The organism is Pontimicrobium sp. SW4 (assembly GCF_039954625.1).
GTDB lineage: Bacteria > Bacteroidota > Bacteroidia > Flavobacteriales > Flavobacteriaceae > Pontimicrobium.
Genome location: NZ_CP157199.1, coordinates 1,204,492 through 1,218,331 on the forward strand (window position 1 = coordinate 1,204,492; position 13,840 = coordinate 1,218,331).

General features: G+C 31.0%; 14 protein-coding genes and 1 tRNA gene. 5 read left to right on the top strand and 10 right to left on the bottom strand.

Features of this window, described 5'->3' with window-relative positions:
* Position 1 precedes the first annotated feature (1 nt).
* Positions 2-370 (bottom strand): hypothetical protein, encoded by a 369-nt coding sequence (locus tag ABGB03_RS05790; protein ID WP_347925614.1) that lies wholly within the window; start codon positions 368-370, stop codon positions 2-4.
* Positions 371-501: 131 nt separating this feature from the next.
* Between ABGB03_RS05790 and ABGB03_RS05795 the strand changes: the two genes are divergently transcribed.
* The 3 genes from ABGB03_RS05795 to ABGB03_RS05805 all read left to right on the top strand — a co-directional run bounded on the left by ABGB03_RS05795 (position 502) and on the right by ABGB03_RS05805 (position 2,692).
* Positions 502-909 carry a CBS domain-containing protein gene (locus tag ABGB03_RS05795; RefSeq protein WP_347925616.1) on the top strand — a complete coding sequence of 136 codons (408 nt, stop codon included), beginning with the start codon at positions 502-504 and terminating at the stop codon, positions 907-909.
* Between the two features lie 104 nt (positions 910-1,013).
* Complete coding sequence (locus tag ABGB03_RS05800; protein WP_347925618.1) at positions 1,014-1,751, top strand: peroxiredoxin; 738 nt, start codon at positions 1,014-1,016, stop codon at positions 1,749-1,751.
* Complete coding sequence (locus ABGB03_RS05805; RefSeq protein WP_347925619.1) at positions 1,748-2,692, top strand: L,D-transpeptidase; 945 nt, start codon at positions 1,748-1,750, stop codon at positions 2,690-2,692. The genes ABGB03_RS05800 and ABGB03_RS05805 overlap by 4 nt, the downstream gene beginning before the upstream one ends.
* Here the strand turns inward: ABGB03_RS05805 and ABGB03_RS05810 are convergent, their stop codons facing one another.
* Both ABGB03_RS05810 and ABGB03_RS05815 read right to left on the bottom strand, forming a co-directional pair.
* Entirely contained in the window at positions 2,693-3,700 is a 1,008-nt protein-coding gene (locus ABGB03_RS05810) for a 2-hydroxyacid dehydrogenase (RefSeq protein ID WP_347925621.1), read from the bottom strand. It abuts the gene before it with no gap.
* Between the two features lie 119 nt (positions 3,701-3,819).
* A tRNA-Ser gene (locus tag ABGB03_RS05815) sits at positions 3,820-3,904 on the bottom strand.
* Between the two features lie 199 nt (positions 3,905-4,103).
* Here ABGB03_RS05815 and ABGB03_RS05820 point away from each other — a divergent pair.
* Entirely contained in the window at positions 4,104-4,733 is a 630-nt protein-coding gene (locus ABGB03_RS05820; RefSeq protein ID WP_347925623.1) for a nitroreductase family protein, read from the top strand.
* Positions 4,734-4,772: 39 nt separating this feature from the next.
* Here the strand turns inward: ABGB03_RS05820 and ABGB03_RS05825 are convergent, their stop codons facing one another.
* Complete coding sequence (locus tag ABGB03_RS05825; protein WP_347925625.1) at positions 4,773-5,156, bottom strand: hypothetical protein; 384 nt, start codon at positions 5,154-5,156, stop codon at positions 4,773-4,775.
* 157 nt (positions 5,157-5,313) lie between these two features.
* Between ABGB03_RS05825 and ABGB03_RS05830 the strand changes: the two genes are divergently transcribed.
* Complete coding sequence (locus ABGB03_RS05830; RefSeq protein WP_347925627.1) at positions 5,314-6,513, top strand: DegT/DnrJ/EryC1/StrS family aminotransferase; 1,200 nt, start codon at positions 5,314-5,316, stop codon at positions 6,511-6,513.
* Here ABGB03_RS05830 and ribB read toward each other — a convergent pair.
* The 6 genes from ribB to tpx all read right to left on the bottom strand — a co-directional run bounded on the left by ribB (position 6,507) and on the right by tpx (position 13,783).
* Entirely contained in the window at positions 6,507-7,664 is a 1,158-nt protein-coding gene (gene ribB / locus ABGB03_RS05835) for a 3,4-dihydroxy-2-butanone-4-phosphate synthase (RefSeq protein WP_347925629.1), read from the bottom strand. The two genes, ABGB03_RS05830 and ribB, sit on opposite strands and share 7 nt — an antisense overlap.
* A gap of 37 nt (positions 7,665-7,701) precedes the next feature.
* Complete coding sequence (locus ABGB03_RS05840; protein ID WP_347925631.1) at positions 7,702-9,699, bottom strand: LptF/LptG family permease; 1,998 nt, start codon at positions 9,697-9,699, stop codon at positions 7,702-7,704.
* A gap of 9 nt (positions 9,700-9,708) precedes the next feature.
* Positions 9,709-10,350 (bottom strand): outer membrane lipoprotein carrier protein LolA, encoded by a 642-nt coding sequence (locus ABGB03_RS05845; RefSeq protein WP_347925633.1) that lies wholly within the window; start codon positions 10,348-10,350, stop codon positions 9,709-9,711.
* Positions 10,351-10,366: 16 nt separating this feature from the next.
* Complete coding sequence (locus ABGB03_RS05850) at positions 10,367-12,781, bottom strand: DNA translocase FtsK 4TM domain-containing protein (RefSeq protein WP_347925635.1); 2,415 nt, start codon at positions 12,779-12,781, stop codon at positions 10,367-10,369.
* Positions 12,782-12,845: 64 nt separating this feature from the next.
* On the bottom strand, positions 12,846-13,214 hold the full coding sequence (locus tag ABGB03_RS05855) for a diacylglycerol kinase family protein (protein WP_347925637.1): 369 nt from the start codon (positions 13,212-13,214) through the stop codon (positions 12,846-12,848).
* 68 nt (positions 13,215-13,282) lie between these two features.
* On the bottom strand, positions 13,283-13,783 hold the full coding sequence (gene tpx, locus ABGB03_RS05860; protein ID WP_347925639.1) for a thiol peroxidase: 501 nt from the start codon (positions 13,781-13,783) through the stop codon (positions 13,283-13,285).
* Positions 13,784-13,840 lie beyond the last annotated feature (57 nt).

The following is a 13,840-nucleotide window of genomic DNA, read 5'->3' on the forward strand; positions in this document are numbered from 1 at the left end:
TTTATGCTTCCAATTTATTTAGTCTTGCTTCTAAGAGAGCAACTGTTGCGTCAAGTTTTTCAAGTTTTGCATTTAGAGCCTTAATTTCATCTAAATGTGCTACATTAATTTTTTTGTAAAACTTAATCACTAATTCTTTAATTTTGTCATCTAACTCTTCCTTTAATTCATGAGTTTTTAAAATTATTTTATCTACAAACTCTAATTCATTTCCATTTTCATCCAATTGAGATTCAGACACAATTCTATTGATGTTATCTTTACCTTTTTCTGAAAGCTCACTTATTTTGTCTAAAAATTGAGTGTCTCGTGCCAAATAATAAAGACTAGAACTTAATGTGAGTAACTCTAAAATAGTTTTGGTTTTCATAATTACACATTTAATTTAAACTAGTGATAAAAGTATTAATAAACACCTTTTTTTAATATGATATTAATCATATATAGAAATTTATTAATGCCTTAATTTTAAATATAATTTAGAACAAAACATTAATTAGGATGAAAACGAATTCAATAATAGAAGTAATGACCAAAAATGTGGTTTGTGTCACACCAGAACAACAACTTTTGGATGTAAAACATATTTATGAAAAAGAAAATTTTCACCACCACATTCCAGTTGAGGAGAACGGTAAATTAGTTGGTATGGTTAGCTTAATAGATTTTATGTATAATATTTCTGGAGCTGGAATTAGTGATGATAATATTGTGTATAAAGAACTTAAAGTTAAAGATATAATGACTCAAAACCCTTTTTACTTAACCACAGATGCAACTATTGAAGATGTTGCTAAAGTATTGGAAAGAGGAAATTATCATGCTGTTCCAGTATTGAAAAATAATAACATAGTTGGTATAGTATCGACAGCTGATTTGATTAAGTATTTTCTAAATAAAACATTATAATACTTGCTTGTAACTTTTCTAGAAATAGTTTGTTATCCTGATATTAATCATTTCAAGTTTTTATGTTGAAATTTATCTTTATTCAATAATTAAAACATAAAAAAATGGAAAATATATTCGAAAAAGAACAAGTAATTTCAATGCCAAGAATTGGTGATAATGCACCAGAATTTAAAGCAGTTACAACACAAGGAGAAATAAATTTTCCTAAAGATTTTACTGGAGAATGGGTTATTCTATTTAGTCACCCTGCTGATTTTACACCTGTTTGTACGAGTGAATTTATGACTTTTGCACATCTTGAGGAAAAGTTTGCAAAAGCTAATTGCAAATTAGTAGGGTTGTCTATAGATGGTCTATATAGCCATATTGCTTGGTTAAGAACCATTAAGGAAAAAATTGAATTCAATGGCATGAAAAATATTGAAGTTAAGTTTCCTTTAATTGAAGATATAACCATGAACGTGGCCAAAAAATATGGTATGATTCAACCTGGAGAAAGCGAAACTCAAGCTGTAAGAGCTGTATTTTTTATTGATCCAAAGGGTAAAATTAGAGCCATTATTTACTATCCATTAAGCTTGGGTAGAAATTTTGACGAAATTTATAGAGCATTGATTGCTATGCAAACTTCTGATGAGTTTTCGGTAGCAACTCCTGCTGATTGGAATCCTGGTGATGATGTTATTATTTCTCCAGCTGGTTCATGTGGTGTCGCCGAAGAGCGTATGACCTCTAAGGATGAGTTAAAATGCGAAGATTGGTTTTTCTGTACAAAACCATTAAATAAAGATATGGTTTTGGACAAAATTCTTAAAAAACCCAAACTACTTGCTAAGTGAAAAAATTAGTATTGCTTTTTTATGCTTTTGTAGCTTTGCTGTTAGTAGTATTTGCTAGTTCATGTTTTGAAAACAGTGGGGCAAAAACGCTAACTAAAAAAACAAATAATGTAAACCAAGTTTACCATCAGGATTCTATGGTAAACTTGGTTTTACTCAAAAAAGAAATAACGGTTGAAAATTATTTTCAGTTCTTAGATTCTTTGGTAAACAAATATGACTCATTAACATCCTATAAATTATCTGAGCACCTATTGGTAAGAGCAAATTCTTGGATTATTGATACACTTCAAAGCACAGATTATTATAGAAGAATAGCCCAAGATTCATTTGTTTACAACCAAAAAAAGATGATTGTTTTTGCTAAAGGAGCTACCTTAGTTATTCCTGATTCTATCTTAGCTGAAAAAATTCAGAATTCATTCAATAGCACATTAATAGATGTTAATATCCCAGAGTTTAAACTACGTATCTATGAAGCTAACAACATGCTTTATGACTTTCCAGTAAGGGTAGGTAGAGATGAAAAGGTATATCTTGAAATGTCAGGAAGAATTCAAGATTTAAAAACTAAAACAGGAAAAGGTCGCATTGTTAATCATGTTCGCAATCCACGTTATGTTAATCCTGTAAGCAATCACGAATATTTTGTAACAAAGAGAGATGATGAAAGAGTTACAAAACTTCCTCAAATTCCTTTTATAGAAACCGAAATAAATGGTATTAGAAATGGACAGTTAATTCATCCTACCACAAATGCTGTTACATTAGGTAAAGCTTATTCCAACGGTTGTATTGGTACTAGTGAAGCGGATGCTTGGGTTATTTATTATTATGCACCTTTAGAAACCAAAATAAAAATTAGGTATGACTTAAATGTGGTTAATAAAGAAGGCGACAGCATCCTTTTAAAAGATATTTATAGTAAAAAGAAGAAGTGATTATACTGTTTTGGTTATGTCAGTCAACTCATTTTTAGTTTCTTTACCTTCACTCCAACAGTCTAGATTATATATGGTCGTTTTGGCTATATTTGTCAAAGCCTCTTCAGTTAAAAATGCATGATGTCCAGTGATAATCACATTAGGCATTACATTTAATTTAATTAGTAAATCATCATCAGGAATGTTTTGCGACAAGTCATTAAAGAAAACGCCTTTTTCATTTTCATAAACGTCCATTCCTAAAGCACCAATTTTTCCGCTTTTTAATCCATTGATTATGTGTTCTGTATTGACAACAGAACCTCTTGCAGTATTAATAATAATAACCCCATCTTTCATTTTAAAAATTAAGCTTTCATTAATTAGTTGGTGTGTTTCGCTATTTAATGGAACATGCAACGAAATAATATCTGATTGTCTGCATAAATCTTCTAGTGGAACATAGTGTAAATTATACTGTTCACATAACTCGTTATTTTCATTAATGTCGTAACCAATCAAGTTACAACCAAAACCATGCATTATTTTGGTCATTACCGAACCTATTTTTCCAGTACCAATAATACCAACCGTTTTATTTTTCAAATCGAATCCAACGAGATGATTTAGGTTAAAATTAAAAAGTTTTACACGGCGGTTGGATTCAATGGTTTTTCTATTAAGTGCTAGCAATAAACCCACAGCATGTTCTGCAATTGCATATGGGGAATAGGCAGGTACATTAGCTACTCTAATATTTAACCTAGAAGCTGCCCTTAAATTTACATTATCATAGCCAACAGACCGCAAGGTTATATATTTTACGGCTAAATCACTTAGTTTTTCAATAGTAATAAAACAAGCCTCATCTGCAGAAAATATGGATATCCCTTCATAGCCAACCGCTTTAGAGGCGGTTTTAGAAGATAATGCTTCTTCAATAAAAACAAGTTTATGTTTTTTGTTATTGGCCTTTTTTAAATAAGAAATTTCAAAGTCTCTGGTACTATACACAAGTACTTTCATGAGTAATGTTATTATAATGTGAATTGTATAAAACTATTTAGAAACTCGAAGCTACCAAATGATATTTATCATAATAGGTAAAAATAAACCCTTTAGATATAAAATCTAAAGGGTTTTTGCGGAGAAAGAGGGATTCGAACCCCCGGAGGTGTGACCCTCAACAGTTTTCAAGACTGCCGCATTCGACCACTCTGCCATTTCTCCAAGTGTCTCATCAGGTATTCCCTGAATGCGGATGCAAATATAGAATCCTTTTTTAATTCTATCAAACGTTTTCTAATTTATTTTTATATTCTCAAAAGATGGAAATTCACATTATGGATTCATCAGAATTATCTATGATTCTTTATTGTTATTGCTATAACATATACCTAATTTTGTTTTTATAATTTATAGATTGATTATGAATATAATTGAGAAGCTAGAATGGAGATATGCTACTAAAAAATTTGATAGCAAAACCTTGATTACTAAAGGTCAACTGGATGTTTTGAAAGCAGCTTTTAATTTAACAGCTACTTCTTATGGATTACAACCAATTAAGCTAGTTATTATTAGTGATAAAGAGCTTCAAAAAGAGTTAGTACAATATTCAATGGACCAAGAACAAGTTGCTGAAGCGTCTCATGTGTTAGTATTTTGTACAGAATGCAATATTGACAAAGCATATATTGAAACGTATTTTAAAAGAGTACAACAAATAAGACACACTCCAAATAGTATACTAAATCCTTTTAAAGAGTTTTTAATTGATGATTTTAATAATAGAAGTATTGAAAACATTAAAAATTGGGCAATTAAACAAGCGTACTTAGCAATGGGAAATTTGCTTACTGTTTGCGCAATAGAAGGTATTGATGCATGTCCTATGGAAGGATTTGAACCATCTGCTTATGATGAGCTATTATTATTAAAAGAGAAAGGTTTAGAGTCTGCTCTGGTAATGCCTATTGGTTATAGGGCCGAGGACGATATGTTTGCAAGCTTTAAAAAAGTAAGGAAAGAAATAAAGAATAGTATTATTGAAATATAATAAAAGGGTAACATTTAAGCTACCCATTTTATTATTAGATTATTGGGAAACTACTTTTTTTCCATCAGCTTTAAAATCAGCACCCATTCCAGAAACATACCCTTTAAAAAGCATTTCTTCAAAAGTACCTGTTAAATCAAAATCCATGTCTTGTGTTACAAAAGTTGCTGAAATCTTACTTTCTACAATTTTTATATTGTTAAGGTTTATTAATCCCATATCTGAATTTACAGTTCCTGTATATTCACCCACTTCATTTTTTAAAATTTTCATTATTGCAGATACGTCACCTTGTGGAGTATCAGATATTACTAGACTCCATTCACCAACATAAGGATCTGCTTTAGCTGCACTTTTACTTGTACCGCAACTAGTAATTAGAAATAAAGCTATTAAGCTTAATAATAAATGTGTTTTTTTCATAATGTGTTTGTTTATATTGAAAAATACAAAATTTTAAATTATAATTTGACTTTTATATCAATAGATTCTATTCAATTAAAATCTACTATTTCGTTTTTTAAGTGTTCATTTTAATTGTAATTTTGAATTATTAATTTTTTAATTTAAACATCAAATTATGCCAGGATTTGAATTATTTGGAGATTTGGAAAGGAAAGAAGTAAATGATGTTCTTGATAATGGTGTTTTAATGCGTTATGGTTTTGATGGTATGCGTAATGGTCATTGGAAGGCTAAAGAATTAGAAAAAGAATTAGAAAACCAATTACAAGTTAAGCACGCGCAAATAGTTTCTAGTGGTACAGCAGCGGTTTCTATTGCATTGGCAGCTGCTGGTGTTGGAGCAGGAGATGAGGTGATTATGCCAACATTTACTTTTGTGGCAAGTTTTGAGGCTATAATGATACTTGGAGCAATTCCAATATTGGTAGATATTGACGATACACTAACTTTAGATATTGAAGCTACAAGAAGTGCCATAACTTCAAAAACCAAAGCAATAATGCCAATACATATGTGTGGTAGTATGGCTAATTTAGATGCTTTAAAAGATTTGTGTGACGCTCATGATTTAATATTAATTGAAGATTCATCACAAGCAACAGGTGCGACTTATAAAGGTAAGCCACTTGGTGGTATTGGAGATATTGGGTGTTTATCTTTAGATTTTGTAAAAATTATTACTGCTGGTGAAGGTGGTGCGATATTGACTAATAATGAGAAGTTTTATACAAATGCAGACCATTTTTCTGACCATGGGCATGACCATGTAGGAAATGATAGAGGAGCTGAGTCACATCCATTTTTAGGGTATAATTTTAGAATTTCCGAACTGCATGCAGCTGTTGGGTTGGCTCAATTACGACGCTTAGATGAATTTGTAGCTATTCAAAAGAAAAACTATTCAATCATTAGAAATGCTTTATCAAAAGTTCCAGAAGTAACCTTTAGAACTATTCCAGAAGGAGGGGAAGAGAGTTATTCATTTTTAAGTTTCTTTTTGCCAAATTTGGAATTAGCCAGAAAAGTATCTATAGCTTTTAAAGAACAAGGAATAGACGCTTGTTTCCATTATTATGACAATAATTGGCATTATATTAGAAAATGGGAACATCTTAAAGAGCTAAAAACGTTATATCCTTTATCTAAAGATGTAAAAGATGGGCTTTCTTATCTAAGAGATAAAACCTTTCTACAATCTGACCATTTTATTGGTAGAAATATTTCGTGTTTAATTAAATTATCTTGGAGTGAAGAGGATGTTAAAAGAAGGGCGTTAAAAATGGAAAAAATTATTAGAGAAATCTGTTCTCAATAATTCACATACTCCATAATCTCTAAACCATAACCAATCATACCAACACGCTTTGTTTGTTCGCTATTTGATATTAGACGTAATTTATGAATGTTTAAATCATGAAGAATTTGGGCACCAATACCAAAATCTTTAGAATCCATTTCTATTGCTGGTGCTTTTGCAATCTCTCCTTCTACTTGGGTGGATTTTAAAACAGCTAAGCGTTTTAATAGGTTCATGGATTGACTTTGTTGATTAATAAATACAATAGCACCTTTGCTAGCATCATTTACAACCTTAAACATATCGTCTAGTTTTTTATCGGCATTGTTAGTTAAGGTTCCTAAAATATCATTATTTACTAAGGTAGAATTAATTCTTGTTAATACATGCTCATTAGTACTCCAAGCACCTTTTGTTAATGCAATATGTATTTGACTGTTAGTGGTTTGCTTGTAAGCTCTTAAACGAAAACTTCCAAATCGAGTTTCAATTTGAAAATCCTCTTTCTTTTCAATTAAAGAGTCATGTTCCATTCTATAGGCCACTAAATCTTCAATAGAAACAATTTTAATATCAAATTTTTTAGCAACCTTCATAAGTTGAGGTAACCTAGCCATTGAGCCATCCTCATTCATTATCTCTACAATCACTCCAGCTGGTTTTAAGCCTGCTAAATTTGCTAGATCTATAGCAGCTTCAGTGTGCCCTGTTCTACGCAATACACCGCCTTGTTTTGCCACTAATGGGAAAATATGTCCTGGACGAGCTAGATCAAAAGGTTTTGTGTCTTGATTGATTAATGCGTGAATCGTTTTTGCTCTATCACTAGCTGAAATTCCTGTGGTTACACCATTACCTCTTAAATCTACAGATACTGTAAAAGCAGTCTCCATTGGGTCTGTATTATTATTAACCATCATACCTAAATCAAGCTCTTTACATCTGTTTTCGGTTAATGGTGCACAAATTAAACCTCTTCCATGAGTTGCCATGAAATTAATGGTTTCTGGTGTGATTTTTTCTGCAGCAGCAACGAAATCTCCTTCATTTTCTCTATTCTCATCATCTACAACTATAATAACCTTACCCTGTCGAATGTCGTTTATAGCATCTTCTATGGTATTTAATTGTATTTTCATAGTGTTAGTTGTTGGTTTAGGAGTAATCATATTTAGTGTTTAGGCAAAGATATTGCTTATTTTAAACCTATCTAATTTGTTTTAAATCTTCTGACAATTTATTTTTATAATAATAAAAAATTAAGAAATAAAGTGGGATTCCAATTATCATTAATGCAAAAATATTTATGTTGTTTTTATTCGTACTTAACTTGTAGAAGTTTGATAATGAAATAAATGATCTGAATAAATAAATTAAAAAACCAAGAGAAGTAATTGCTCCAATAGCCATCATTGTTATTCCAATAGTTGGAAACCCATTGTTATTCAACACAGCTCCAATAATATCTAAGAAAAGTGAAATAAAGTAAAGTTTAAAAGAGAGAGCTGAGTTTTCGGTATAATTAATTTTATAGCGTAAAGCATTCTCATAGTTTTCATTTTGTAAATTCCCACCAAAGCGTAGTTCTTCTTCGGTAATTCCTCTGGAATTCAATATTTTAATCGATGAATTTCTATAGCTTACATCCATATCATATTGGCGGTAGTTTTTTACAATATCAATTAATTTTTTATCAGAATAGTTTTTGATGTTTTTATATTCAGATGAATTTTCATTCAGAAACACATTTGGATTTAAATCTTGAACTTTTACTTCTTTGGTTAGAAAGCTTTTTATTGGAATGAGTAAACTATCCAATTCAAACAAAGCTCTATCCTTAGTTGCCCTGTTGGTTAAGTAAATACTCAATGGAAGCATAATCATTGTGGACAACCATGAGGCGAAAACAGGGTCGATACTACTATCTTCTGCACTATTTTTTGCAAAAATTCCAATGAAATGATAGGTAAGGAATAATACAATAGCAATAACAATCGGTAAGCCAATTCCTCCTTTTTTTATAAGAGCACCAAGAGGAGCTCCAATAAAGAATAGTATAATACATGCAATTGCTAATGCAAATTTTTCGTAATATGAAATGATATGTTTGTTGAGGTTTGTGTCATCTCTACCTTGATCATTTAGCTTACCTCTAATCGTTTGTAAGGTAGTATTTACTGAGGATAATGCATAATTAATTAATTGTACTTTTCTTAAATTGCTTTGGTATAATTCAATAATGTCATCTCCATCAAATTCTTGGTTAATATCTTCTTTGCTGATGTCTCTATTTAATGTTGGAGCTGTAGTGCTAGCATATAATTCAAAGGCTAACTTATTATAACTGTTTTTTTTCTTAGTTTTTAAAGAATCTATGGTGTAATCTAGCTCATTAATATTTAGCATAGTATGGCGTGCAGTTACATCTTTATTTTCAAAATCCACATTATCCATTTGTGCTAAATCTATATAAAAGATATTCTTTTCAAAAGTGCTCTTTACAGATGGAAGATTTTTAGTGCGTTTTTGATAGTCTTTTGGTTGCAAATTCTCATTATAATGACCATTATAAAGAATAAGTTCTAGAACATCGGAATCGTTATGACTAATCAACTCACCAGTTTCTGCAATAATCACTGTGTGATTCCCATCATTTTTGTTTTTCTTCTTGTGAACAATAACCTCTTCTAAATACTGACCTCTATCACCGCTTTTATCTTTAACTTTAATATTTATAAGGTCTCCAATTTGATTAAATTGTCCTTTTGCTATAGCCATTGCTGGCTTTTTTTTAGCGATATTTTTTCTAAGGTTATAAAAATTAAATTCTGCAGTTGGAATGACATTGTTTGCAAAGAAAAAAGTAACTATGGAAAGTCCAAAAATGAATACACCTAAACCTCTCATAGCTCTCTGCAGTGATATTCCAGTAGATTTCATTGCTGCAAATTCATAGTTCTCTGCAAAACTTCCAAAAACCATGATTGAAGATAAAAGTATGGTTAGTGGTAATACCAGTACAATAATTCTTGGTGATACATATATTAAAAACTTAGCAATAATGTCTAGTTCTAAGTCCTTACCTGCAAGCTCATTTATATAAAGCCAAACAGATTGTAAAACAAAAATCAGCATGAGAATAATAAATACGCTGAAAAAGGTTTTTAAATATGTAATTAGTATGTATCTATCTAATATTTTCACTGAGAAAATCTAGTCTAATTTGTTGATGTAGTAATCTTTATACTTCTTTTCATCAAAGGTAAACAAGGTTTTCGACAATGGCTCGTTTGTTTTAAAAGAATTAACAGTGATGGTAGTTTTTGTATTATTAGACCCAACTTCAATAAGATTGTAGATATGCTTAGTTTTTACATCTATGCCTAGAAGCACATTTTTTATCTCTGAGTTTGAATCTATAGGAATTAATTTTACATATTGAATTTTTCTTCCATTAACATTTTGTACAATATCCATCTCGTAATCATAGCCTTCTTTATAAAATGATAACATTTTACTTGGAGTAATAGTGCTTTCATCTTCAGTGTTTTCACTAGAAATTGTTACTTCTTCATCTTCAGGACTAATATTATAAAGAGTTTTTCCATCAAAAATTCTTGTAATACCAAAAGCATTTAAAAGGTATTTATCATCTTGAAGCACTACATCACCTCTCATTTCCTGTTTGATGTTTTCTTCAGTATTCACTAATACATATTTAAAATCTATTGAAATGTTATCATAGCTTTTTGCAATAGTATTTACTTCATCTAACAGTTTCTTAGCATCATTGACATTTTGAGAAAATACTAATGTTTGACTAATTAAGATTAATGTAATTAATATATTTTTCATTTTTAATACTTAGTTTTTATTCGTTTTCGTTTGCAAGAAGTTGGTCTAGTGCTACAAGATCTGGAACTAATACTTGTCTTGCTTTACTGCCTTCAAAATGACCAACAACTCCTGCTGCTTCTAATTGATCTATTAACCTTCCAGCTCGATTATAACCTAATTTTAATTTTCGCTGTAATAAAGAGGCTGATCCTTGTTGCGCAGTCACAATAACTTCTGCAGCTTCTCTAAACAGCTTATCTCTATCAGATATATTTATATCAATACTTGTGCCAGTTTCTTCACCAAGAAACTCTGGGAGTAAATGTGCATCAGGATATGCTTTTTGAGAGCCGATAAATTCTGTGATTCGTTCAACTTCTGGTGTATCAACAAAAGCACATTGCAGACGAATCATATCGTTACCTTGCGTATATAGCATATCACCTCTACCAATTAATTGATCTGCTCCTGAGCCATCTAAAATGGTTCTAGAATCTATCTTAGATGTTACTCTAAAAGCAATTCTAGCAGGGAAATTAGCTTTAATAATACCTGTAATAACATTTACAGAAGGACGTTGCGTTGCAATTATTAAATGAATCCCAATTGCACGAGCTAATTGTGCTAAACGAGCAATAGGTGTTTCTACCTCTTTACCAGCTGTCATAATTAAATCGGCAAACTCATCAACTACTAAAACTATATATGGTAAAAATTGATGACCATCATTTGGATTTAGTTTACGTGCTCTAAACTTCTCGTTGTACTCTTTTAGATTTCTACAAAAAGCATTTTTTAAGAGTTCGTAACGGTTATCCATTTCAATACATAAAGAGTTTAGTGTATTAATAACCTTTGTATTATCTGTTATTATCGCTTCTTCGCTATCTGGTAGTTTAGCTAAATAATGGCGCTCTATTTTATTAAAAAGAGTTAATTCAACTTTTTTCGGATCAACCAAAACAAATTTCACTTCAGCGGGATGCTTTTTGTAAAGCAATGATGTAAGAACTGCATTTAAACCAACTGATTTTCCTTGACCTGTAGCTCCTGCCATTAATAAGTGAGGCATTTTGGCTAAATCAACCACAAATGTTTCATTGCTAATAGTTTTACCAAGTGCAATTGGTAATTCCATTTTTGATTTCTGAAATTTTTGTGACGCAATTACCGAATGCATTGACACAATGGTTGCATTTTTATTTGGTACTTCAATACCAATAGTGCCACGACCAGGAATTGGCGCAATAATACGAATACCTAATGCTGAAAGCGATAAAGCAATATCATCCTCTAGGTTTTTAATTTTAGAAATACGTATACCAGCTTCTGGAACAATTTCGTAAAGTGTTACAGTAGGACCAATAGTAGCTTTAATACTTGCTATCCCAATTTTATAATTGTTAAGTGTACTAACAATTCTATTTTTATTTTCTTCTAATTCTTCTTGGTTAATCCTTATGCTCTCAGTGTCATATTTTTTTAGAAGATCTAAAGGAGGGAATTTATAATTTCCTAACTCTAGAGTAGGGTCGAAGCGTCCAAAATCTTCAACCAATTTATCAGCGAGATTATCAGTTTCAGATTTTTCTTCGGTAATTTTTTCGACTTTCATTTCCAGATCTTCTTCTGGTTCGGCTGCTATTTCTACTTCTAATTTCTTTTCAGGCTCAACAACCTTTTCTTTTTTAGCATCAAGAGTTGAGTGATTAGTAATTGTTGGTTCAAGATTTTCTAATGGAATCTCAAAAGCAGACTTTATATCTTCAGCTTCGGCAGATAAGTTATTGTCAACAGGAATAAAATCAGTATTATCAGTTTCATTCCTACCTTTTTTATTAAACTCACTTTTCAGTTCATTTTTTGCTGAACTAAAAAGCTTTCCAAAATGTTGAGGAGTCATCTTAAAACGGATAGCTAAATAGGTAATTAAGCAAAGCAATAATAGAAGAACTGTGCCTATTTTACCAATATAATCTTGTAAAAAATCATTTAATTCGTAGCCAATTGTTCCACCAAGAATAGGGGTCTTACTAGCTAAAAATCCAAATAATATCGAAATCCATATAACACTTAAAGTTCCCCAAAACCAATGACGCCAAAGACGAGATTTATTAATATTGAGTAAGACATAAACACCTGATAAAAATATTAACCCAGAAAATATAAAGGAAGCTGCGCCAAAACCTTTGTAAATAAATAAATCGCTCACCCAAGCTCCAAACTTGCTCATCCAGTTTTTAGCTTCTACTTCACGCGTTGTAAATTGATCTAAAACACTTTGATCTGCTTGCCCAGTAAAAAAGAAAGACAGAAACGCTAAAAATAGGAGAATGCCAAGAATTAAAAGCAAACTACCAAAAACTAATTTTTGTTGATTAGATAATGATAAATTGGGCTTTTTTCTTGTTGGTTTACGCTTTTTTGTGGTTGGTTTTTTCTTTGCCATTAACACTTGCTTACTATGAAACAAAAATACAAATAACTAACGTTTATCCTAACAGTTATAGTATTTAACTAATCTTTGGTAAATATATTATTAAACCAGCAATAACTGCAGCAATAGAAGCAATAAAGACAGCTCCTGCGGCTATATCTTTTATAAACCCTATTTTCTCATGCTTTTCAGGATGAATAAAATCTGCAATGGCCTCTATGGCTGTATTAATACCTTCAATGCTAATTACCAATCCTATTGCAAGAATTTGTATAAGCCATTCGGTAGTCGAAATTTGAAAATAAAATCCAGCAAATGTCATTATTATGCCAATCACTAATTGGACTTTTATACTAGCTTCTGTAGTTATTAATAGATATGCTCCTCGCATGGCGTAGCCAATACTTTTTATTCTTTCTTTAAAAAAAGATGATTTTTTGGACATGTTATATCAGTTGCTTGGTTGATAGGGAAAAAGCCTCTTCATTTGAAGAGGCTTTTTTATTAAATAATTTATTTTAAAGAATCTAAAGCAGCTTTATAATTTGGTTCTTCTGCAACTTCTTGAACTTGTTCTGTATGTATAACTTTTGCGTTTTCGTCAAGAACGATAATAGAGCGCGATAAAAGACCACGAATTGGTCCATCTACATATGTAAGATTATAATTCTTCCCAAAGTTACCGTTTCTAAAATCTGAAAGTATTTCTACATTTTCTAAACCTTCCGCTCCACAAAATCTTGACATAGCAAAAGGAAGATCCATAGAGATACAAAGTACTTTGGTGTTTTCTAATTCACTTGCTTCTTTATTAAATTGTCTTACCGAGGCTGCACATGTTCCAGTATCTATACTGTGAAATATATTCATTATGACCCTTGAGCCCTTGTAATCACTTAATGTTTTATCGGATAGATTTGCTGCTGCTAATTCAAAATCTGGAGCTTTGGTTCCAACCTGTGGTATATCTCCTAGTGTATGAATTGCATTTCCTTTTAAACTTACTTCTGCCATTTTATTTAGATTTAAATTCGTTATAAAAATAGGAATATTTAGCTGGTCAACCTTAAC

Coding starts and splice junctions, on each gene's coding strand:
- ABGB03_RS05850 (WP_347925635.1), bottom strand. CDS start 12,781: ATGGCAAAGAAAAAACCAACCACAAAAAAGCGTAAACCAACAAGAAAA.
- ABGB03_RS05810 (WP_347925621.1), bottom strand. CDS start 3,700: ATGAAAGTACTTGTGTATAGTACCAGAGACTTTGAAATTTCTTATTTA.
- ABGB03_RS05830 (WP_347925627.1), top strand. CDS start 5,314: ATGCCAGGATTTGAATTATTTGGAGATTTGGAAAGGAAAGAAGTAAAT.
- ABGB03_RS05855 (WP_347925637.1), bottom strand. CDS start 13,214: ATGTCCAAAAAATCATCTTTTTTTAAAGAAAGAATAAAAAGTATTGGC.
- ABGB03_RS05820 (WP_347925623.1), top strand. CDS start 4,104: ATGAATATAATTGAGAAGCTAGAATGGAGATATGCTACTAAAAAATTT.
- ribB (WP_347925629.1), bottom strand. CDS start 7,664: ATGATTACTCCTAAACCAACAACTAACACTATGAAAATACAATTAAAT.
- ABGB03_RS05825 (WP_347925625.1), bottom strand. CDS start 5,156: ATGAAAAAAACACATTTATTATTAAGCTTAATAGCTTTATTTCTAATT.
- ABGB03_RS05800 (WP_347925618.1), top strand. CDS start 1,014: ATGGAAAATATATTCGAAAAAGAACAAGTAATTTCAATGCCAAGAATT.
- ABGB03_RS05790 (WP_347925614.1), bottom strand. CDS start 370: ATGAAAACCAAAACTATTTTAGAGTTACTCACATTAAGTTCTAGTCTT.
- ABGB03_RS05845 (WP_347925633.1), bottom strand. CDS start 10,350: ATGAAAAATATATTAATTACATTAATCTTAATTAGTCAAACATTAGTA.
- ABGB03_RS05795 (WP_347925616.1), top strand. CDS start 502: ATGAAAACGAATTCAATAATAGAAGTAATGACCAAAAATGTGGTTTGT.
- tpx (WP_347925639.1), bottom strand. CDS start 13,783: ATGGCAGAAGTAAGTTTAAAAGGAAATGCAATTCATACACTAGGAGAT.